We start from the raw sequence: 22,191 nt of genomic DNA, 5'->3' as shown, positions 1-22,191 counted from the left end.
AAAAAGCCATCCATAGCCATCAGCTTAATTACTAATTACCGTTTGTTGAAATAAGTCCATCAACGTCGGTATCAGTGTTGGTAAACACTCTGCCATTTACAGATAGTGGCTCTGCATTGGGGGTTTGATTAAATGCATCAGTTGCAAATTGAGCAAAATCAACCTCTAGCGCATCGATTGTAACGCTGACCGTAGCCGTCACTTGAGCATTAACACCATCACTTACGCCGAACACAAAACTATCTGAGCCAGTCGCTTCTTTATTGGGTGTGTAAGTAAAATTACCATCACTGTTTACTATTACTACGCCAAGTGTTGGCTCACTTATTAACGAGTAGGTGAGCGAGTCGCCATCATTATCATTGGCACTGAGCATATCGGTAATCGTTACTTCTGTTTGTGTACTGAGCATTGCTTCACTTGCTGTAGGCGCTGCATTTACAACCGGTGTAGGTTGTTTGTTATCATCATCGCTACTACACGCTCCAAGTGTTAGGGCGCTAAGTAGTAAACATACATGGGTAGTTTTTAAATTACGCATGAGTAAACTCCTTATTTAGAGCCTGCAAGGGGCGTTGCAAGGTATGGGAATGTTGCGTCCATCATAGTTGCATCAACAGGAGCGCCATCAGTAAATGGAACTGTTCCTGTATTAGCATCTTCTGGTGCACAAAGACCAAGGTTCGTTTCTTCACCGTTTACAGGAATAGGATGACATAAGCGGCCCATTACAACGCGAAGTGCAATATCTACCACATCATCACCAGGTCGACGTCCATTTGGGAAGCCAGCTAAATCATCACCGGCGACACCAAAAGCTGATTGATCAGCTTGCGGCGTTGCTGCAATAGCTGTATTTAGACGTAACATTTCTGAAGGGGTGACTGTGGCTTGTTGGTTAACACCTGCAAAACCAGTTAAAAATGCGGTGATTAAATCAGTACGCGGAAAGTTAGTAGGGGCTAGGGTTTCAAGATTTGCACCAAGCGTTGTATTTACTGCATCTTTAAATAAAATATTTAATAGTTCAGGTAAAGAAGGGTGAGATACATAATCTAAAAACTGGGCATCATCTTGCGGTTGAGCACTTGAAAATGTGTCTTTATCTTTTATACCAATTACAAGTTCATTAACGAGCGGGTTACCTAGGCGTGAAACTTGCGTTAAAGCGCCGCCATTAACCGCATTATTTGCAAATTTAGCGTTCGGGTTCAATATACGTGCTTGCGGTAAGCTGGCCGTTGTCCATGAACCTATAACATCATTACCTTCGCCAGTAATACAACTTTTAGGTACTTCAATTGCAATTGATGTTACGTTTTTATCAGCTAGGTCGTCGTTATCTGCCGATTGTGTAATACCACCTGGGAAACCACCGCCATCTCCGGCACCTGGCGCACTATCACCTTCTACTGGTACATAGTTAACTAAATCGAATGTTTTACCTAAATTAACTACAAATGGGTCTTTACGTTGCCCAACAAAAACCTGTGCCATTGAATCACAATTAGGAATAGATACCTGATAAACAAACTGATCTGCGTAAGCTTGGTAATCGCTCATTGAGCCAAACGTCTTATCACCCACATAATCTAAAGGCTTAGAGAAGGTGCTAGAGTTTGAAGTGGTGTTATTTAATACAGTTGTCTCACCTGTACGCTGTGCTCCGCTAATCATACTCATAGTGTACGATTCACTAAAGTTAGCTGCGCTATCATCACCAGCTGCTACACCGCCTACATTTTTAAGGGGAACTGATACAGTACGCTGATTACCTTCTGGGCCAACAGTTAATTGCACACCTTGGTTATCATTAGGGAGCATGCTTTTAAAGTTAAACGCAAATGTAATATCTTCAACAGCATCACCATCGTTGTCGATATGAATGCTGTAAGTTGCGTCAGGGTCCATGGCAAAATAGTTTGGGCCGCCGTAAGCATCTTGAAGCGGAATATAATTAGCAATCAATGTGACGTAATCGCCACGGCCTTGCTCGTAACTGTTAAATACATAAAAATCAGTTGAATCTAAAGTCGGGAAACGGCTTATATTTGGCGCTTCTCTGTGGCTAGATGCTTCACTTGGTGCACTTACAAATGTACTGCATACTACTACTGCGAGTATTGATGGAGTTAAAGCTTTCATGACTTTGTCCTATAGTTTTGATTGAAGTCATAAGTAATAACGGAGCAGAGTTGAAATTGGATGCAAAAAAGTTAATTTATTTTTATTTTTTGTTAATTATATATTGTGAGACGAGCTGGTTGCTATGTAAAAGCAACCAGCTGAAGATTAAAAAATTAAAGAAGTATTAGCTCAGTGGTGTATAGCACCTCGGTTGGTAAACCGTTTGGTGAACCACCTAATGGCTCCAAACTTACTGCTAGTAGAGCGATATCGGAAGCTTTAAAGCGTTCATCTTTCATCAAGAGTTTATCACCTTGTTTTGGGAGTAAACCTAAAGATATTGGCGTATCTTGGCCTTTTAAGATCATCCACAGCTCGTAATCTTTGTTTGTTTGAGCCGATAATTGGCTACTTGCTTTTATAGAAAGGCCTTGCTCATTTACATCAATAAACCAAAGCGACTGTTTATCTTGGTTTTGTACCAAGGCAACTTGCTGAGTTTGTTTAATGCTGGTAGTGGGTTGTATAACTAAAAAGGCTAAAATAATACATGCAGCAGTAGCCACAAAGGACCACGTGCGCCAAATTGAAGGCTTAGTATGCACTACTGTTTTACTAGGCTGAGGCTTATTTTCAATACGCTGCATTATTTGCACCCATACTTCATCGTTGGGTATTTGCGGCGTGATAGCACTGGCTAAATTATTTAAATTTTGCTCCCACATGCTGGTGGCTTCACGCGCTTTACTAGACGTGAGCATTAAACGTTGAAAACGTTTACGTGCTAACCCAGTCAATGTACCAAGCACATATTGTCCGGCTAGGGAGTCGAGTAACTCTGGTTTGTTGTAGTTCATAATGTTAAACACCTTTGGAGCTGTAACAGCCCGCGCCTAATCCAACTTTTAACTGTGCCTAGCGGTGTTTCTATATGATCCACTAATTCGCTATGGCTCAGCCCTTTGTAATAGGCTAAATGAATAGCCTGCTTTTGTTGCGGCTCAAGTTGCTCTATACAATTAACTAGTTTTGTTTCTTCGTCGTAATTTATATCAATGCTTTGGCAATCGTATTCATCGTCGCCTAACGACTGCTCTTTACGTACTTTGTGATAGCGCAGCGAGTCGAGACTACGATACCTTACTATACTAATCATCCAGCTTATCACCGTGCCTTTTGAGGCATTATATTCTGATGCATTATGCCAAATTTTAATAAACGCATCTTGTAATGCTTCTTCTGCGTGGGCTCTATTGGTTAGCATATTTAAACTAATCGCAAAAAGTTTGCCGCTGGTTTGCTGATATAAGCTCGAAAACGCATTTTTGTCTCCCTGTGCTGTTGCGCACAAAAGAGGAAGTAATTCGTCGTTGTCCATAGGGTTCCTGTTTTTCTTTTTATCAGTGAGTTAACGATTGAAGGTGGGAATTGGATGCAAAAAATTATTATTGCTTTATAGATTAGCTCCTTTATACGTGAGTACAAGCATTAACCAGTCAAAATTAAGTTGTTAACATTTGAGAATAATTTATCCATAACTGTGTAAAAAGTGCATCAACGAGTTGTTTAATATAACTTATTTTTATTTATATACTTATAAATCAGCATGTTATGATTTTATAGGGCAGGCTTAGAGTGGCTTTTACTGGCGCGGTATTTGCAAACAAGCAGGTAATAACGTTTAAAAAAACGAATAATAGTATAAAAAGGAGAGGTTATGTGGGCTGCAATTAGTTATTCGCTATTAGCGCTAGTGCTAATTTTTATTGGATGGGAAGTGAACTCAGTTTACTTTGCTATTGTTTTTTATTGGACAGCGCTTTCACTTTTACTTGTAAGTGCGGCCTACATTTTTAATGCTGCTAAAATTTTCAGAAAACGAGAAAATGGTGTTATCCCTTTTTATATACGCTGGGCATTTGTGCCATTTTTGTTTGGTGTACAAATTTACAATGCCTGGTCGCGCAAACGCGATAAAGTACCGCCGATTCAACAAATAAACGATAACTTATTTTTAGCCTGTCGGTTATTCCCCTCAGATATAGACACATTAAAAGATAACGGTATTACAGCCATTCTAGACGTAACGTGTGAGTTTGATGGCCTTGAATGGAGTTCAACGCAGGAGAATATTAATTATTTAAATATTCCGGTGCTCGATCATAGTATTCCTACTCATTCACAATTAAATCAAGCTATTAACTGGATACATAATCATATTAAAGAAGATCGTCGAGTGGTTGTTCACTGCGCGTTGGGTCGCGGAAGATCGGTATTTGTTATGGCTGCTTACTTGCTTAGCCAAAACAAAAATGCAGATGTTCATGAAGTGCTTGCGAAAATTAAAGAAACCCGAGAGACTGCCAACTTAAATAAACACCAGTTACGCCATTTAGCCAAACGCCATAAAAAAGGTGAATTGGTTATTAAAAATAAAGCGGTATTAATTGCGAATCCGGTATCGGGTACGCGCTTGTGGGAAGAAAAAGAGCACTTAATAGTTGCACGTCTATCCGCTTATTACGATTTAAAAGTACTTACTACATCAAAAGAAGTAAACGGTGTTGAGCTTGCTAAACAAGCAATAAAGCAAAACCCAGATATTGTAATCGCTTGTGGTGGTGATGGCACCGTTACAGAAGTTGCCAGCGTACTTATTAATACAAAGTTTAAGCTAGGGATAATTCCTCTTGGCACTGCAAACGCCCTGGCACATGTATTAATGGGAATTAGCTCTAAACTAATTCCAGTTGAACAAGCCTGCGATTTAATTATAGATGGTCAAACAAGCATAATAGATACTGCTTATTGTAATAACGAATTAGTACTACTGCTCGCGGGTATTGGTTTTGAGCAATCTATGATTGAAAAAGCAGATAGAGAATCAAAAAATAAGTCGGGGCAACTTGCTTATTTAAATGGTTTTTTTGAAGCATTTGGCGAGCAAAGATCACAATTACTTAGTGTAAAACTCGATGATAATGAGCCAAAAGAAATATGTACAAATAGTTTTATCGTGGCCAATGCTGCGCCTTTTACAACATTATTGGCTCAAGGTGGAGGGCAACCTGATCATAGTGACGGGCTACTCGATATAAATTGGTTAACGCCAAATAATGAAAATTCAACCACAGTACTAAGTATTGCAGAGCTGATGTTTAGTAGCTTAACGCAAACACATTTAGCTATAAATTCGCATCATACAAATGCTAAAAGAGTCGAGATTACAGGCGAAGGGGAGCTTAAGTACGTACTAGATGGTGAAGTTAAAACCGCTCAAAAACTGGTTATTACTATTGAGCCGGCTTCATTAAATGTGATTTGCAAAGATCAATAAATAGCGTTAGTTATGATCAAAAAAGGAGCTAAATTAGCTCCTTTTTTACATCATTTTTTAATTGATGGCCAAACAAACCCTGTTGTATCCGGCGCTTGAGAAGATGTTTCTCTTAGTACACTTTTTGGTTTGCGAATAGGCTTATTATTGATAGTGTGAATATAAAGTGCTTCAACTTTATCTCGCGCCCATGGCGTTTTACGTAAAAATTTAAGACTCGACTTTATACTCGGTGAATCAGTAAAACATTTAATTTTTACTTGTTCGCCAAGTGTTCTCCAGCCAAGTCGTTGCTCTAACTCAACAAGAATTTGTTCTAACGTTACCCCGTGTAAAGGGTTTTTAGGTTGATTATTCATAGTAATACTACTTATTTAAACTGCGTGCATTGTAGCTTAAATCGGCTTTTAGCGCTAATTCACTGTAATGGTTTTGGGCTTTTTAGGATAAATAGCATTACCTTGCTTATCAATTTTAAGCCAAATGAGTTGACTGTTATTGTGCTCAGGTGTTTTAGCGCCGCACAACAACGTGAAAGAGTGTATTTGAATAAGTGCACCTTCGCTATATCGCTTATTATCATACCAACAACTTTTACTTTGATTTGAAATCTCATTTGCATCAACTATGGCGTGAGTTTTAATTGTGCTGGCATTGCTATTGGTTACAATAATTAAGCAAGTAAGACTGATGATAAGCGCTATTTTATTATACATTTTTGGCCTCAATAGATAGGTAGTTTAAAAATAGTACACTGCGGTAAAAAACATGCTAGGGTAAGTAATAGCTTTATACAACACTGACTTAAATACAGAACAATAAAAGGTGCACACACATGCAATTTAACCAAACTATGATTGACGAATTTACACTATTAGCCAAATTTCCACGCGATAGTAAAATGCAGGGTATAAAACTACATTCAAACGCAGAGGCTAACTTACTTAGTGCAGCGCAGCGTTTGTTCGATAAAGGCATTATAGATAGCCCTGATGGCGGTTATTTGACCGATTTGGGCTTAGATTTGATTGAACACGTTACTGTTATTCACAGCGCACTGCAAAATTAAATAGCATCAGGCTGGTGTTGAGGTGCTGCGTCATCGAAGGCCGCCAACTTGTTACAGCGTTCATAAATGGCTGCTATTTTAGGATATGCAGCCATATCGACCTTAAAGCGTATAGCATTAAATACCTGTGGTATTAAACAAATATCCGCAAGAGTAGGGGATTTACCTACACAGTAATCACTACTATCGCTGAGCATCAATTCAATTTTTTCAAAGCCAATTTCAATCCAGTGTTTATACCATTTGTTTTTAGCTTCATCATCAACATTTAACTCATTTGATAAATACGTTAAAACACGTAGATTATTTACAGGGTGAATATCACAAGCAATGGCATAACTAATATTTCGTATTTGTGCTTTTTGCCATGCTGAGCCTGTAATAATTGGCGACTGCGGGTAGGTTTCATCAAGCCACTCAAGTATTGCAAGAGACTGCGCTAAATGCCCTTCCTCGGTTTCAAGCGCCGGGAGTAACCCTTGAGGGTTAATCACTAAATAACCCTCATCTAATTGCTGAGACTTTAATAGGTTAACTATCGCAAGGTCATAATTTATTGATTTTAAGTTAAGCGCAATGCGAACCCGATAAGCAGCTGATGAGCGAAAATAGCTATACAGTTTTATCATTATTGCTCTGAGCCAGTAAATTGCTTTTTAATATTACGCCAACAATCAGTGTAATTTGATTGGCGCTCCTTACCTTCAAGTGCATATTTAGTTGGAGAAATGATGTAGCGCGATTCAAACATAAAGGCGAGTGTATTTTCGTATTTTTGTGGCGTAAGTTCTGCGCTTGACGCTTTTTCGAATACCTCAGCTTCTGGACCATGTGGCGACATGCAATTATGTAAACTAGCGCCTCCAGGTACAAATCCGTGCTCTTTTGCATCATATATGCCTTCAATTAAACCCATAAATTCGCTCATTATATTTCGATGATAGTAAGGTGGGCGAAAGGTATTCTCAGCAACCATCCAGCGGGGTGGAAATATCACAAAGTCAACATTTGCCATTCCCTCTGTCGCTGATGGTGATGTAAGTACAGTAAATATAGAAGGGTCTGGATGATCAAAGCTCACTGAATTCATAACATTAAAGCGGGATAGGTCGTATTTATAAGGCGCACTATTACCCGTCCATGCAACCACATCAAAAGGAGAGTGCTTTATTTCACAGCTAAATAAATTTCCGTTGAATTTAGAGACAAGCTCAAAATTGCCTTCTTTATCTTCAAATGCAGCTACAGGGTATTGAAAGTCTCTGTCGTTGGCATAACCATTTGCGCCAACCGGTCCGCGTTCAGCAAGCTCTAACGCATGGCCGTAGTTTTCACAAATATAACCTCGCGCTGTATCGTTTATTAAATCAACTGAGAATTTAATTCCGCGCGGTATAACTGCAATTTCGCCGGGTTTAACAGTAAGTTTTCCGCACTCAGTGTGTATTAGTAACTCGCCTTGCTGAGGCACAAACAACATTTCACCATCGGCATTATAAAAGTAGCGGTCTTGCATAGATTGATTTGCCACATATACATGAATACCAATACCGGATTGCCCATTTGCGCTACCATTTGCAGCCATTGTTATTAAGCCATCAATAAAGTCAGTAGATTTTGCGGGAATATCAATAGGATTCCAACGTAGCATGGTCGGTGGTGTAACGGCCTCAGTTATTGGTGCTGTTCTTACTAAGCCATTATCAATGGGGCGATAATCGCCTTGAACCACTGAAGGACGCAATCGATACATCCAGGTACGGCGATTTGCAGCACGCGGAGCTGTAAATGCGGTAGAGCTAAATTGTTCAGTATACAGATTGTAATTAACTCTTTGAGGAGAAAACTGACCAATAGGTAATGCACCGGGTAGTGCTTCGGTTTCAAATTCATTGCCAAAACCGGTTATATAATTTAATTGTGTGTGCATAACAGGACCCCTGTGAGAGTGGATTGCGTTGTCTTGTTTTGAGTTATTATTTGTATTTAGTTAAGATACTCTCAAGTGAGATTAGTTTCAAATAAGCTCACAATAATGGTTGTAAATAAAAATGCACAGGCTCTTTACGTTTTACGAGGCTTGGAGATTTAAAATGAAACTAAATTTAGACACTTTTTTACCCTACCAACTTACTAATATAGCCACGCGTGTTAGTAATGACTTTGCACAGGTATATCAAGGTAAATATGACTTAAACATACCCCAGTGGCGCTTACTTGCTAACTTAGCGCAGTATGGACAAAGTAATGCAAAGGATTTATGTACTCAGGCAAATATGGATAAATCCACGGTATCTAGAGCTTTAAAAGCACTTATTAATAAAAACCTAGTGTGTAGTAAGCTTAATGAAAATGATAAACGTGCAACGTTACTTGTGTTAAGTGAGAAAGGTGAGTGCTTGCACTCTAAAATTGCGAACGAAGCAATAAGCTGGGAAAAGCAATTATTGAATGGGCTTTCTGATAATGAATACCATGTATTAAATACTGTAATTGAAAAACTAAATAACAAATTAAGGGCATAAAAAAGCCCACAAAGTGGGCTTTTAAAAATTAACTAATTTGATGAGCTAAATTAGAAAGTGTAACGAACACCAACACGCATTTGCCATAAAGACGCATCAGATTGTACTGATGTATTTGCGTTGTTTTCGTTAAAGCCTGAGTAAACGTAACGGCCTTCGTCATCAATTGATGTTGAAATCATGCTAGCGCCAACGAAAGGACCTTTTTTAAGTACGCCCCAGTCATCGTTTAATAGGTTAGTTAAGTTATCAATTACGAAGAATGCTTCACCTTTATGACCTTCCATAAATCCTGGCAATTCTTGAGTAACTTTAAAGTTAAATTTAACAAACCAATCTGAGTTTTCAGCATTACGACCAGTGATTTCACCGCGCTCTAAACCGTTAGATGAAATAAAGTCGTTAAACGCGTTAATTTCATCTGCACTCATGTTGTAAACAACGTTAGGATCGTTTTCAAGTGGTACGTAAAGTAATTGACGGCTGCCATTCCAGTTCTTATCGCCAAAAGTAATATTTCCGTCACTATCCTCGTAATCGCTATCATCAAATGTATAGCTATATGGTAAGCCTTTATATGCTTCACCGTATAAATTAAAGCGAGTAGCATAACCATCTACAAACTCATGAGAGTAGCCAAGCGTCATAGTGAAACGGTGTGGGATTTCGTAATCTGATGAAGCAACACCTGGATTATTCGGATCTGTTAGCGCAATGTTACCGTAATTAGAACCTGCTGTAGAGCTAGTCATTGGGTTAACATCGTCTGAGTCAGTGTAAGCATATCCGAAGTTCATGCTAATACCATTATCAAACATTTTGCTAACAGCTAATGAGATAACTGAAGAGTCGCCGCTATTACCACTCACATTCGTAAGTAAAAGATCGCCTTTACGTCCATCAATTTCTTCATAAATCGGGCGACCATCAAATGTGCTAACACCGCTATTTTGAACTGAGATATCACGCAGTATTGCAGCATCTTTCTTCTTAGAGTATAGGTAATCAAGTGAAATTACGTATTCGTTTTCTGTTGTGTATGTTGCACCAATTGAGTATTTCCACTCTGAAGGGATTTCAAAATCAGGGTCAACCGCATTTGTTACAGAATCACCAGAGCCAATAACAGTATTAGCAACTTCGTCAAACATCTCTTGTGGTACTTCAAAACCTGGCGTGCCACTATTTACGTTTGGCGTATTGAATAAATCAACCGAACTGCGTTCAGTAGCGATGTTAGTAATTCCATCGTTTGAGTACGAGTTTGATAACCATACATTCGGGTTACCGCCAGAGAATAGACCAACACCCGCGCGAACTTCTAGTTCGTCAGTAGCATACCACTGGAAGCCAACACGTGGCTGAAGTAAATCAATACCATCAAATGTGCTTTGGTTGCTATAACCATAGCGGTCAGTAAAGTTTTGGTTTAAATTAGGTACATCATCACTGGTATATTTGTCGTAACGTAAGCCAAAGGTAATATTTGCATCTAGGTCTGTAAATGCGTATTCATCTTGAACATAAAATGTATGCTGAGCGTATGAAAAGCTTGCAGCCGCGTCGTTTGGATTATTAGTACCTGCTGCATTGTTATAGTAAACAACATTTGCGATACCTTGTTCAAATAAATCTATACCCGTTACATCTGAATCCCTTTCGTTGAAAAAACGGTACTCGCCTTCAGTATGCTGCACGAATAGATTAAATACATCTAACTCTTCAAATTCATAACCTGCAGTAATAGTATGTTGGTCAAGGTAGTAAGTCCCCGCAACTTTAAATGTAGTTGTATCATAGTCTAAGTCATTTGATTGACGAGAATCATCAGGACCAATGAATACTGTACCGCCATTAGGTGTGCTAATTTGCATTTCGCCAAAACTGCTTGCTGCATCTAGTGATTGTACTGTTGAGTCTAGCTCAGACTTACCAATACGAACTTCAGTAGAAAAATCATCTGACCAATCTGAGTAAACAGATGCGATGATTGAAGTAAATTCAGCACTTTGGTCGTAAAAGTGGTTTGATAGTGAAACACGGCTAGAACCAGTATCTGACTGAGAAACAGTGTTACCGTCGTTGTAATTATAGATTAAGTTTGCACGGTGATCTTCGCTGATATTCCAATCTAATTTAACTAAGATTTTTTCATCTTCAACCGGCATGCTTGAAGGCATAGCGCCTACGTCATAACCATATTTAGATTGAGCAACATTTGTAATACGAGCAATATCTTCAGCAGTTACACTGCCACTGCTTAAACCGTCGTAGTTAAACTGTTGTACACCTTCAAGCTTTTCGTATGAAGTGAACAAGAACAGTTTATCTTCAATTAGTGGTAAACCAACATTAAAGCCGTAACGTTTTTCAGTGTAGTTACCGTTATCAACGTCTTCGCCTTCGATTTTATCGCCTTTTAAAGAATCACTTGTGTAATCGTAGAAGATTCCACCGTGAACTTCATTACCACCAGACTTAGTTACCGCGTTGATGTTACATGATGTAAAACCACCGTACTGAACATCAAATGGTGCTAGCTCAGCAGATACTTGTTCAATTGAATCAAAAGAAAAAGGAGCACGGATAGTAGGGTAACCGTTTGAGCTTAAGCCAAAGTTATCGTTCATACGAACGCCATCAAGCGTTAAGCTGTTGTAACGAGGGTTACCACCACCACAGTTAATTGAACCTTGGCTGTCATCAATTGTGATACGCGGGTCAATACGGATGATGTCTTTTAAATCACGGTTAATTGCAGGCGTATTTTCAAGATCTGTAAGTGTAAATGTAGACGCTGGGCCAGTACCACCAGACATAGAGCTGATTGGCGCACCTGTTACAACGATTTGTTCCATGCTTGATTGTGACTCAAGAGACACATTTACTGGATAATCGTTACCGATGTTTAATATGATGTTATTGAATTCTTGATCTGCATACACATCAGAGTCTACAACTACTTTATATGGACCACCAACACGTAAGCCTTTAGCAGTAAAGTAACCAGCGTCATTTACTTCAGTTGTTTTAACTGAGCCAGAAGGAACATGTAAAATTGTTACCTTAGTACCCGCAGCTGGATTACCGTTAGGACCAGTTACTTGACCTTTAATAGCAGAGGTCGTTTCGTTAGCCATTGCTGCGCCACTCACACCAACACATGCTGCGATAGCAAGTGAAAGAGCTGTTTTGCGTAATTGAGTTTTCATTTAATTTTCCCGTGTAGTTATTAATTAAATTTTTATATATTTTTTATTTTAAAGTTTTGAGCCAAATAAATTAAAACCTACCTAGTTCAAAATTCTTATATAGTGTACCTCATTTACTTGTTACAAATAAAATACAACTGTAATATTTTTTTAATAAATTGCTATGTTTCTGACTCAACGAGCTTTTTTTGAGTAATAACTCTATGCTAAGAGATATTTTACGGGGCTTTTATGACAAATATGTGAAATTGAGGTGTTATATAATAAAAAAACCCATCACATAGCTGCAATGGGTTTAGTTTTACTACTTACTTTAGGGAGTTAGTAGTATATAGATATTTAAGTTACTGTTTAAAACTTGTAGCTAATACCCACTTTAGCTTGCCAAGCAGAAGAGCTACTAATTTGTGAGTAGTTTCTAACATCCGTGCCGCCATAAGTACTATCTAAGATGTATCTGCCTTCATCATCTAGTCCAGCAAAGTCATAAATAGTTTGATTTGAATAACTTAGGCGTTTTTCAATACCCCAATCGCTGTTTAAAAGATTAGCGAAGTTATCGATCATTAGGTAAACCTCACCACTGTGACCTTTAGCGAAACCAGGTATTTCCTGCTTAATACTCACATCCATAGTGGTAACCCATGGCTGTGTCGCTGTGTTTTTAGCTAGAATGCTACCACGTTGTGAAATACCAGCGTTTTGAAGTAATGGTTCTAATTCAGCCCAAGAAATACCCGACTTATCCCAGTTTACATTTGGATCGTCAGCACCTGTTGGAATGTATGGTAAATATGCACCATTTGTAAACAGTGAGCTTGTATCTCCTAAATCACCATCTTCATACATTCCCATTGTGTAGCTAAATGGACGTCCAGAGCGACGCTCAAAATAAACATTTAGTTTAGTAGCATAGCCAGAGAAGAATTCAGTTGTGTAACCTACGTTAACTTTAAAGCTATGCTCTACTTCGTAAAAGCCTCGAGCTGCAATATCTTCATTACGGTTTATTGTAATATTATGCTTATAGTTTGCCTCAGCTTGTGATGCAGAACCCGCTGATGCCTCTGTAACGTCTTGATGTGCGTAGCTTGCAGAAACAAATAAACCATTATCCCATTCTTTTGCAATACCTGTAGATATAATGATTGAGCGGCCATCATCAGATGAATTGGTCATTTCAATGTCAACATTATCAGCAAGCAAACCAGAATATATAGTTTGATTAATTACACGCTCTCCATCGGCAGCTAGACCAGTAGGTGTAATTGACGAGTTGTGCCACACAGCTTCATTTTCTTTTTTATGATAAGCGATTTCAGCTTGCCATTTAAAGCCATCGCCTAGTAACTCTGAGTCAAATTCATACTCAAAACCAACTTGTGTACGAATACTCGAAGGAAGTTCAAAATCAGGATCTATATACGCAACGCTACCGGCGCCTTGTTGTAAAGAGTTTTTGATTTCATCAGGTACTTGGGTAATATCAGCCGCATTATTTGCATAGTAATCGTTTATTACATCATTAGGTGCTGAAACAAGTGTTATGCCATCACTTTGGAACGAATTATTATACCAAACATTAGGAATGCCGCCTTGGAAACGACCAATACCACCACTAATTGTAAGGGCTTCGGTTGCGTAATACTTAAAGCCAATACGCGGTAGGATGATGTCTAACCCGTCAAGGTTTTCTTGATTAGTAAACCCATAAGTACTTGCAAAGCTCTCGTTCAGAGTTGGTTTATCGTCTGATGATAAACGTTCATAACGAATACCCGCTGTCACCTCCAAATCATCACCAACGTAAAAAGTATCTTCTATGTAAAGTGCAAGTTGACTACGTCTTACATCGTAAGCGGTATCAGCTGAATCGTTCGTGTAGGCATTTTGATATGAAAAATCATAATAGCCTACATTACGGTTAGCAAAGTCTTCTAAGCTATCAAATTTCCATGAGCCTAATGAATTTTCAGCAAACAGGTTATACAAACGTAGTGACTCGTATTGTGCACCAAAGTTTATTTCGTGCTCATCTGTTAAATAAGTTGCATCAAATGTCAGTGTTAAGTTTTGTGTTTCAGAGCGATTTGCATGGCGGTATTGATCTGTACCAAAGCTGTATGTTGGTCCGTTTCTGCCATCTTCGTCTACTGATATACTGCCTAAGTCTGAACGTGTTGCACTGTCTGACGTTACATCTTTATAAGCAATACCAATCTCTGTCGAAAAGTCGTCACTCCAATCAGAGTAAAGTTTAGTTGCAAAGTTATTAAACTTAGTAACATATGCATAGGTATTCGATTGCAGTACGATATTATTACCGCCTGAGCTTGAATTACGCTCATCTTGGTCATCTTGCCACTGGTAAGTAAAATCTAGACGATGATTGTCACTTGCATTCCAGCTTAGTTTCACTAATAAATTTTTATTTGTGTCTTCAGGAGAACCCGCAAGCGTATCGGTTAGTCCGTATTCATCATTTAAAATTGAAATGAAGCGGTTGTAATTAGCTTCGGAAGTATTAAATTCATTAGCTGCGCCAGAGTCGTTAAAGCCATACTCAAGATCAGATTCGCTAGACCATTGCGCGTAGTTTACAAAGTAAAATAGTTCATCTTCTATTAGCGCGCCGCCAACATTAAAGCCAAATCTTTTTTCTGTTTGTATAGGCTCTACTTTATTTGTAGAAAAGGTTTTTTGGCCAATTGCATCTAAATCATCTTCTTCAACAATATTAAGCTGATCGCCAGCCATGTCTGGCGTTGAAATTTCATAGAAACCTGAGAATTTGAACTCGTTTGTACCTGATTTTGTTACCGCATTAATAGTACCGCCACCAAAGTTACCTTTAGAAGCCGAAAATGGAGATACATCAACAGAAACTTGCTCAATAGCATCAAGTGCCACTGGCGGTTGAGAAGTAGGGTAGCCACCAAAATTTAAACCAAAGTCATCATTTTGGCCAATACCGTCAACAGTTAAGCCATTTGTACGCGGGTTACTACCGGCAAAAGTAAGCTCGCCACTACCGTTAATGCTTGCAAGTGGGTTTAAACGTGCAATATCTTTTATATCACGGTTAAAGCTTGGCATGTTTTCAATAGTATCAGAGCCAAAAGCACTGCTTGAGCCACCTGATTGCTGAATAATTTTATAACCAGATACTTCAATTTTTTCGATGTTTAACGGCGTCAGTTGTGAGCTTAAACGATAAGTTTCACCGAGGTTCAAGTAGATATTTTCAACCATCGCATCGTTGAACTTATCTGAGTCGATGATAACCATGTATGGTCCACCTACACGTAAACCATTAGCGATAAAAGTACCGCTTTCGTTTGTTGTTAACTCACTAATTGTGCCAGTTGGTTGGTGAACAACTTTGATTTTTACGTTTGCAGCGCTTGAACCAGAAGGCGTAGTGATTTTACCACGCATTGCAGATGAAGTATCTGCAGCCATTGCACTTGTAGAAACACCTAGCGCTAGTATTACAGCACCAGTTAATTTCGAAAGGCGAAGCTTAGTCATAATATTGATTTCCCGTGTGTAGGTTATATATAAATTTAATACTGTTTATTTGTCAGTCGTCATTTTTAATGCCGTTTTTAACTCTTTTGCAGAAGGGTCGAATAAGGCATTTAGTAATCCAGCTAATCGAATACCCGCTTGTTGTAAGCGCGTTTTAACGATTGGAGTGTTGTTATATATGTAGCTATAACCAATTTCATCATTAGTATATTTGTAAATTTTCATAGCTAAGTTGTGTGACTCTTCAACCCACGTTTTAGGTGAGCTTTCTAAGTACTGTGCAATGAGCTCACTGTTATTTGTGTCAATAAACTGTGCGTACTCAGTAAATGATAAGTTCTCATTTTCAACTAGTTTTGTATCCCAAAGGCTGTGAAGGTTCGTTTCTTCATTAAAAAATGAAACCTTAATGCGGTTGCCACCTCTGTCTTCACCTCTGCCAGCATGAAATGGTTGATGACTATCTCCTACTAAATGCACTAAAAAACGTAGGCTAAATTGCTTTGCATCTAAGCTGCTATTAGCATCCGTGAGTGTTTGCATTGAATAATGAATTCCCTCAAGAATATTACTGACAGATTCTTTGTTTTTTGTATGCTCATGGTCAAAACTAAAAGATTTACCAGGAGCTGCATTTATATAATGCCAGCGAGAAGATTGTTTTTGCCAAAACTTTCCAGGGGCAGAGCGCATTTCATCTGGCCATGTTGAAATTTGCGCCAGTGATTCGCCATCTAAAAAAGGTGTAATAGCTTGCTTTGTAGTGTCGGTAATATGTGACTCAGCAACTTTCCCTACAATACGGTGCCCATTTTGGCCCCATGCATACGAATCACTGCTCGTGAAAATTGCACTAATCAAAAGCGCAGAAGAAATCGAATATTTTATTTTGCTGTGCATTTAAATTTCCTAGGAGTATGTTTCGTATTGTTACAGTACGGTAATACGGTCAATTGTCCGCATTTTTTGATGCAATAGGAAGGCGTTAATGTGATTCATAGTTTCCTATTGAATATTCTTTTTAATCAGTGGCTTAGTGTTGATAAGTAAAATTACCTATTGTAATAAGTAATTAAAATTGTTCCAATACACCTATAGCTTATTTTTGAGTGGCTTTATTTTGAATTTTGAAAACACGGTGTTGCATAAAACCACAGTTGTTACTTTTTTGTTTCTTTTAATGCTGGCTGTTTGGGTATGTGGACAGCTAATAGTTGATGACAATGATTTGCACTTTCCTGCAATGATTCAAACGTCCACTTCTTGTCAAACAACAGCTATAAATAACACTAATGAGCTAATTGTGTTTACTCAATCTAAAAAAATAGCCAAATTATTAACAAGAAGTTTGTGCGCCGATAACGTTGTTACTAAACAGTATGGCTCTGTAATTGGTTATTGGGGGGACAGAACCGCTGATAGCTTAGAGTTTATAGGTAAAGGAATTGCAGATTTAATCTTAGCAAAAAATAATATTATGGCTGCTTTTAAAGCCGAATCAACTTACAACTATCAACCTGTGGTCGGCTTTTCTAATTACACTGCTTTTTTTATATCTTCTAAAGAAAAACCTCGACTTACAAAACAGTATTTTTTAGATAAACGTATAGGCTTACTTGATTACCCAACGAGTCGATCTGGGCATATTTTACCAAAGCAAACGTTTAAAAAGCTTGATATTAACTTAGCTAATTTAAAAATTACGTATGCAAGTTCACATAACGAATTACGCGACCTTCTTGCCGACGGTAAAGTAGATATTATTGCTTCATTTTGGAAAGAAAGTGATACGGTGCGTTTTTCGAAAAATTACAGAACACCTTTAAGCAATAATATTGTAGGAACACATTGGTATTTAAAAATGCAGCAAAATAATACTGACCTTTTATGTGCTATTCAGTCTCATTTACTTAATATGTCAAAAGATCAAACGTTGCATTACTATCAAAATGTACATCCTTATTGGAATTGCAACACTAGGTCAGTTAGTTATATAAAAGGCCATAGCGATGAGTAAGGTTCAACTTTCAAGTATGGTTGCTGGTTTGTTCTTCGTTTTATCGCTGTTGTTCTATGTATCTGTTATAGAAAAAAAGCAGCAAGCTAATAAGCAAAAAATTATGCAGATAGAAAAGCAAATAGCGCTGGATCTGCCATTACTCGATTTATCAAATGAGTTATTAAGGCACTCGGGTGATAAAGGTGCAGTATTAAATTATATTAAAAAGTTAAACACGCATATTAATAGCGATGAATTAACAGTGTTCGCTATTTCTGCTAAACATGAATTTGAGTCCCCTTTAGAACCTAACCAGGTTAGCCGAACGTTGAAAAGTAATAGCGGTGCTGTATTAGTCGTTTTTGAAATAGATGAGGCTTATTTAACAACTCAAACTTTATCGTTTCATTTTTTATTCTTTGTTATGAGTGTACTTATAAGCTTTTGGTTAAAGCACGTGTTTACTTACAAGCTTACTCAAGACTTACTAAAGAGCGAAGATCAACACACTGCAGCGCAACTGCCATTAACTCTTATTATTGATTTAAATAATAAAACAATTTCAATTAATTATAAAAGTGACTTGCAAGTATCTTTAGCAAACAAGCCACTGTGTTTTTATTTAGCTCTGGTTGAATACTGTAGTCATCATTCAGATATATTACTCTATCATAGTAAAAATGTGCCAGATGAGCTCATAGAGCTAGCCAATAAGTATTTTTATAGATTAGTTGAGCTAGGCCACACGGTAAGAAAAAGACCTAACTTCAATAATAGTCTTGAAAAAACATTGAGCGAAATTCGTGCAGCTCTTGATGAAGTACTCATTGAGTACCCTGATCAAAAAGAGCTTTATTATCCGCCTAAGGCTTATGGGGAAGGGTCGCGTTCACGATTGCATAGTTACGCATTAACAAATATTGTAAACGGTAATGTAGAAATATTAGGAAAGTAAAATTACTTTCCTAATATCGTAGTTATTTAGGGGCAAATTCAGAGGCTTTAATCGGGCTGTTGTCAGATATAAAAGTTTTAAGAGCTTGAGCATCTGTTACATCAGAGCTTACAAAACCTTCTAAGTTATTAATAACAGGATAGCCGTCGCCACCTGATGCGTTATAGCTATTTAAGCTCATGCGGTATGTTTTATTTTTATCAAGGGCTTCACCATTGATGTAGACATTAGTTAAATTCCCCTCTTTATGCTCAAATGATATTTTATGGTATTGCAAATAAGCACCGGCATCTGGCGGAAAGCTTGTAACCGTAGCTAGGTAATTCCATAAGTCGCTACCTTTCCAATCCATGTAAGTAATTCTGTTTTTAAAAGGATGTACTTTTAAAATATCTTTATAACTGATTTCGCCAGCTTCAATACCGCTTCTTATTCCGCCGCCACTAATTAAACCAAAATCAGCACCGACTGCGTTCATTTGCGCTTGAATAATGACTCGCGCAAGGTTTGTTTGTTGGTAACGAACTTTATTTCTATCGCCTTCTAAACGCGCATCAACACTGCCAATTTTACCTGCTATTTGTTTTGCACCTTTAGCTTGATAAGTCGCTAAAAAAGCTTCAAGTGTTGGGTCTGGTTTTATGTATTCGTTTGCTAACACTTCTTTAGTTGAGCCATCGGCTTGTATTTTGTCTACGTATAAATTTACCGGCATTAATGTGTAGTCAATAAGCGTTAACTTTTCGCCTTCAAGTTTAAATTCAGCTTTACCTACGTATTTACCCCATTCGTGGGCTTGCATAATCCACGTGCCATTTTGCTGATCAGGTGTACATGCTAGGCCAGGTTTGAAGTTTGCATCATTAACGTTTGTATCGCTCATACACACAGGTTCTTGAGAGTGACCGCCTATGATCATATCAAGAGTATTAGCAGGCAATGAGCGGGCAAGTGTTACATCACCCGGTGCATTAATACCAAAGTTTGCATCAACATAATGGCCCATATGTGTGAGTGCGATAGTAACGTCTGGGTTATATTTAGCTTTTATTTTTTTAGCTAACTTTGCTGTCACCTCTGTAGGGTCTTTAAATTCTAAATGGCCAATATATTGAGGGTTACCTATTTTTGCTGTATCGGTAGTCGTTAAGCCAATAACAGCTATTTTCAATCCATTTTTTTCTAGTATTTTATAGCTTTCAAAGGCGTGTTCGCCTGTGCTTTTATCAAAAATATTAGCGGATAAAAGTGGAAAAGTAGCCCACTGCTGTTGCTTGTTTAAAACCTTAATCGGGTTGTCAAACTCATGATTACCAAGCGCCATTGCATCGTAACCTAGTAAAGACATGCCCTTAAAGTCAGGCTCGGCGTGCTGAAGATCAGACTCAGGAATACCTGTATTTATGTCACCACCAGAGAGTAATATTACTGCATGGCCTTTGCTTTTTGCTTCTGCGCGTAAAGAGTCGATGAGCGTTTTGCGAGCGGCCATACCGTATTCGCCTTTTTCGTTGTGCCAAAAACGACCGTGATTATCATTTGTATGAAGAACCGTTAAATATTGAGTAGGCGGACTGCTAGAAATAGAGTCTGGGGTAGAGGAGGTACACCCAATGAGACTAAGAAAAACCGAGAATAAAATGATTATGCGCATAAAATACCTTTTTGATTAAGCTCTACTTAATTTATCAAGCCGGTAGTTTAAACTAGTTTTGCGCTAAAAAAACGGACTTATTTATATTTCTGCTTTGGCGAAATTAGATTGTCGGTTTTTAGTACTTATCATCCAAATTAAAAAGCTGGCAGGCAACTTCGTGTAAGCTTCACCTTTATGTAAACCAAAATCACAAATTGTGTGTGCAGTATTTAGCATTGTCAGCTCCGCTGTATTTATTTTTTGAGGTAACAAATGTAAGTATTTTGCTTAAGATGATTTAGTTTTACTAAATCAGCTTTGTATAACCGAAAAGAATATAATTAGCTTAATATGTAATTAAAGTGTTATCAGTGCGGTCTAATTTGTATCTTCATAAATTTAATAATCGATTTTAATAACGTGACGTTTTAATCTGCAAGCAGGTTAATTAATCGTTAAAAATTATAACAACAGGAATAAAACATGAAAAAGCTTTTACTTGGCTCAGCACTCGCGTTCGCAAGCTTCACAAGCACCGCAACTATTGTCGAAATGAACACGAGCCAAGGCACAATAGAAATAAATTTATTTGATCAGCAAACTCCCAAAACGGTCGAAAACTTTTTGAGTTATGTTCAAGATGAGTCATATAACGAAACGGTGATTCATCGCTCTGTTGCAGATTTTGTGATTCAGGGGGGGGGCTTTACGTATTCTGATTCGTTAGATGCGATTGATACTAAGCCTGCTGTAGAGAATGAGCCTGTATTTTCCAATGTTAAAGGCACCATTGCTATGGCTAAGCTTTCTGGCGATGAAGACAGTGCAACAAGCCAATGGTTTTTTAATATTTCAGATAATAGTGCCTCGCTTGACACTCAAAATGGTGGTTTTACTGTGTTTGGCCAAATTACAGCCGCGAGCCAGTCTACACTCGATAAAATTGCAGCGCTCGTTCATTGCGGTGAAATACCGTTAGTAGGTATTACTGAGCAACAATGCTCAAGCAGTGATGTAAGCATTAGCGGTGCAAATTTAGTGACTATTCACAGCGTAGTTGTAATGGATGACGATCCTAATTCTGCAGCGGGTTTAACCGTTACAACAAACACATCAATTGATAGTGGCGATACATCTACCGACTCAGATAGCAGCTCAGGCGGTTCATTGGCATGGTTATTAGGTGGGGTTTTATTAGCGTTTACACGTTTGAAGCGATTTAAATAGTAGCGTAAAATTATTTATTATCAGCAGCATAACTTTATACCGCTGATAATATTTAACCGATGCTCTAATTAAGAGGTTTAAAATTTAGAGCGTGATTTGTTTAATTGACCTAAAAAGCCATGATTCGCCAAATCATGGTAAGCCAAATTATAAATACACAGCCGCAACCGAATAAAAAGACGTTAAAGCGAGCCCTTACGTTATTGCTTCCTAAGTGAATTATAGTATGCACAATGCGAGATACTACAAATAAGCAGGCTAAAGCGGCCACTAAATAACTAGCACTATTTAGCTGTAAAGCCAGTAAGCATCCGGCATAAAATAATACAGGAATTTCAAATTGGTTAGAAAAATTTCTATCCGCTACGCGCACCGTGTCGCCGGCTTTATCTAATTGCATTGTTTTAAAATCAGTTAAATTTAGCTGCTTATTTTTAGCCGCTGTAATACGCCTTTTCCCCATAACAATCATCACAACTAACGACAATGTTACTTGAGCGAACATAGCTAAGATAATAATTCTTTCCATAATGTACCTTTGTTATTGTTTTATAAACCTTAAGTATGAAGTGC

The 22,191-nt window shown here is 38.0% G+C and carries 19 protein-coding genes; 6 read left to right on the top strand and 13 right to left on the bottom strand.

What is annotated here, in order from left to right:
* Nucleotides 1–31 precede the first annotated feature (31 nt).
* The 4 genes from J8L71_RS05900 to J8L71_RS05885 all read right to left on the bottom strand — a co-directional run bounded on the left by J8L71_RS05900 (nt 32) and on the right by J8L71_RS05885 (nt 3,505).
* Nucleotides 32–541 (bottom strand): Ig-like domain-containing protein, encoded by a 510-nt coding sequence (locus J8L71_RS05900; RefSeq protein ID WP_210999717.1) that lies wholly within the window; start codon nt 539–541, stop codon nt 32–34.
* A gap of 11 nt (nt 542–552) precedes the next feature.
* Complete coding sequence (locus J8L71_RS05895; protein ID WP_210999716.1) at nt 553–2,145, bottom strand: DUF4331 domain-containing protein; 1,593 nt, start codon at nt 2,143–2,145, stop codon at nt 553–555.
* A gap of 155 nt (nt 2,146–2,300) precedes the next feature.
* Nucleotides 2,301–2,984 (bottom strand): anti-sigma factor, encoded by a 684-nt coding sequence (locus J8L71_RS05890; RefSeq protein WP_210999715.1) that lies wholly within the window; start codon nt 2,982–2,984, stop codon nt 2,301–2,303.
* Entirely contained in the window at nt 2,981–3,505 is a 525-nt protein-coding gene (locus J8L71_RS05885; protein WP_210999714.1) for a sigma-70 family RNA polymerase sigma factor, read from the bottom strand. The genes J8L71_RS05890 and J8L71_RS05885 overlap by 4 nt, the downstream gene beginning before the upstream one ends.
* Before the next feature lie 339 nt (nt 3,506–3,844).
* On the opposite strand from J8L71_RS05885, the gene J8L71_RS05880 reads away from it, so the two are divergent.
* Nucleotides 3,845–5,464, top strand: a complete 1,620-nt coding sequence (locus tag J8L71_RS05880) for a diacylglycerol kinase family protein (RefSeq protein ID WP_210999713.1) — start codon at nt 3,845–3,847, stop codon at nt 5,462–5,464.
* Between the two features lie 50 nt (nt 5,465–5,514).
* Here J8L71_RS05880 and J8L71_RS05875 read toward each other — a convergent pair whose 3' ends face one another.
* Both J8L71_RS05875 and J8L71_RS05870 read right to left on the bottom strand, forming a co-directional pair.
* Nucleotides 5,515–5,823 carry a VF530 family protein gene (locus J8L71_RS05875; RefSeq protein WP_210999712.1) on the bottom strand — a complete coding sequence of 103 codons (309 nt, stop codon included), beginning with the start codon at nt 5,821–5,823 and terminating at the stop codon, nt 5,515–5,517.
* Nucleotides 5,824–5,877: 54 nt separating this feature from the next.
* The gene (locus J8L71_RS05870; protein WP_210999711.1) at nt 5,878–6,180 is read right to left on the bottom strand and encodes a DUF1496 domain-containing protein; all 303 of its coding nucleotides are present in this window, start codon (nt 6,178–6,180) and stop codon (nt 5,878–5,880) included.
* A gap of 119 nt (nt 6,181–6,299) precedes the next feature.
* On the opposite strand from J8L71_RS05870, the gene J8L71_RS05865 reads away from it, so the two are divergent.
* Entirely contained in the window at nt 6,300–6,533 is a 234-nt protein-coding gene (locus tag J8L71_RS05865) for a TIGR02647 family protein (protein WP_210999710.1), read from the top strand.
* Here J8L71_RS05865 and maiA read toward each other — a convergent pair.
* Together maiA and hmgA are read right to left on the bottom strand one after the other, a co-directional pair.
* A complete protein-coding gene (gene maiA, locus J8L71_RS05860; protein WP_210999902.1) occupies nt 6,530–7,159 on the bottom strand; it encodes a maleylacetoacetate isomerase in 630 nt (209 codons plus the stop codon). The genes J8L71_RS05865 and maiA overlap by 4 nt on opposite strands.
* 2 nt (nt 7,160–7,161) lie before the next feature.
* Complete coding sequence (gene hmgA / locus J8L71_RS05855; protein WP_210999709.1) at nt 7,162–8,463, bottom strand: homogentisate 1,2-dioxygenase; 1,302 nt, start codon at nt 8,461–8,463, stop codon at nt 7,162–7,164.
* Nucleotides 8,464–8,626: 163 nt separating this feature from the next.
* Between hmgA and J8L71_RS05850 the strand changes: the two genes are divergently transcribed.
* The gene (locus tag J8L71_RS05850) at nt 8,627–9,058 is read left to right on the top strand and encodes a MarR family transcriptional regulator (protein ID WP_210999708.1); all 432 of its coding nucleotides are present in this window, start codon (nt 8,627–8,629) and stop codon (nt 9,056–9,058) included.
* Between the two features lie 50 nt (nt 9,059–9,108).
* On the opposite strand, the gene J8L71_RS05845 is transcribed toward J8L71_RS05850, so the two are convergent.
* From J8L71_RS05845 to J8L71_RS05835, 3 genes are all read right to left on the bottom strand, one after another.
* Nucleotides 9,109–12,270 (bottom strand): TonB-dependent receptor, encoded by a 3,162-nt coding sequence (locus J8L71_RS05845; protein ID WP_210999707.1) that lies wholly within the window; start codon nt 12,268–12,270, stop codon nt 9,109–9,111.
* Nucleotides 12,271–12,621: 351 nt separating this feature from the next.
* Nucleotides 12,622–15,801 carry a TonB-dependent receptor gene (locus tag J8L71_RS05840; RefSeq protein WP_210999706.1) on the bottom strand — a complete coding sequence of 1,060 codons (3,180 nt, stop codon included), beginning with the start codon at nt 15,799–15,801 and terminating at the stop codon, nt 12,622–12,624.
* A 45-nt stretch (nt 15,802–15,846) separates the two neighbouring features.
* Nucleotides 15,847–16,701, bottom strand: a complete 855-nt coding sequence (locus tag J8L71_RS05835; protein ID WP_210999705.1) for a S1/P1 nuclease — start codon at nt 16,699–16,701, stop codon at nt 15,847–15,849.
* Between the two features lie 220 nt (nt 16,702–16,921).
* On the opposite strand from J8L71_RS05835, the gene J8L71_RS05830 reads away from it, so the two are divergent.
* Both J8L71_RS05830 and J8L71_RS05825 read left to right on the top strand, forming a co-directional pair.
* Nucleotides 16,922–17,818 (top strand): hypothetical protein, encoded by an 897-nt coding sequence (locus tag J8L71_RS05830; protein WP_210999704.1) that lies wholly within the window; start codon nt 16,922–16,924, stop codon nt 17,816–17,818.
* Nucleotides 17,811–18,755, top strand: coding sequence for a hypothetical protein (locus J8L71_RS05825; protein WP_210999703.1), 945 nt, complete (start codon nt 17,811–17,813; stop codon nt 18,753–18,755). Before J8L71_RS05830 ends, J8L71_RS05825 begins: the two co-directional genes overlap by 8 nt.
* A 22-nt stretch (nt 18,756–18,777) precedes the next feature.
* Here J8L71_RS05825 and ushA read toward each other — a convergent pair whose 3' ends face one another.
* Nucleotides 18,778–20,409: a bifunctional UDP-sugar hydrolase/5'-nucleotidase UshA gene (ushA, locus tag J8L71_RS05820; RefSeq protein ID WP_210999702.1), complete on the bottom strand. Its 1,632-nt coding sequence runs from the start codon at nt 20,407–20,409 to the stop codon at nt 18,778–18,780.
* Nucleotides 20,410–20,874: 465 nt separating this feature from the next.
* On the opposite strand from ushA, the gene J8L71_RS05815 reads away from it, so the two are divergent.
* Nucleotides 20,875–21,618 (top strand): peptidylprolyl isomerase, encoded by a 744-nt coding sequence (locus J8L71_RS05815; protein WP_210999701.1) that lies wholly within the window; start codon nt 20,875–20,877, stop codon nt 21,616–21,618.
* Nucleotides 21,619–21,727: 109 nt separating this feature from the next.
* Here the strand turns inward: J8L71_RS05815 and J8L71_RS05810 are convergent, their stop codons facing one another.
* Entirely contained in the window at nt 21,728–22,147 is a 420-nt protein-coding gene (locus J8L71_RS05810) for an MAPEG family protein (RefSeq protein WP_210999700.1), read from the bottom strand.
* Nucleotides 22,148–22,191: the final 44 nt, after the last annotated feature.

It is taken from the genome of Pseudoalteromonas sp. MMG007 (assembly GCF_018100985.1).
GTDB lineage: Bacteria > Pseudomonadota > Gammaproteobacteria > Enterobacterales > Alteromonadaceae > Pseudoalteromonas.
The sequence above is the reverse complement of the archived record's forward strand: the minus strand, read 5'-3'. Positions and strand labels throughout refer to the sequence as shown.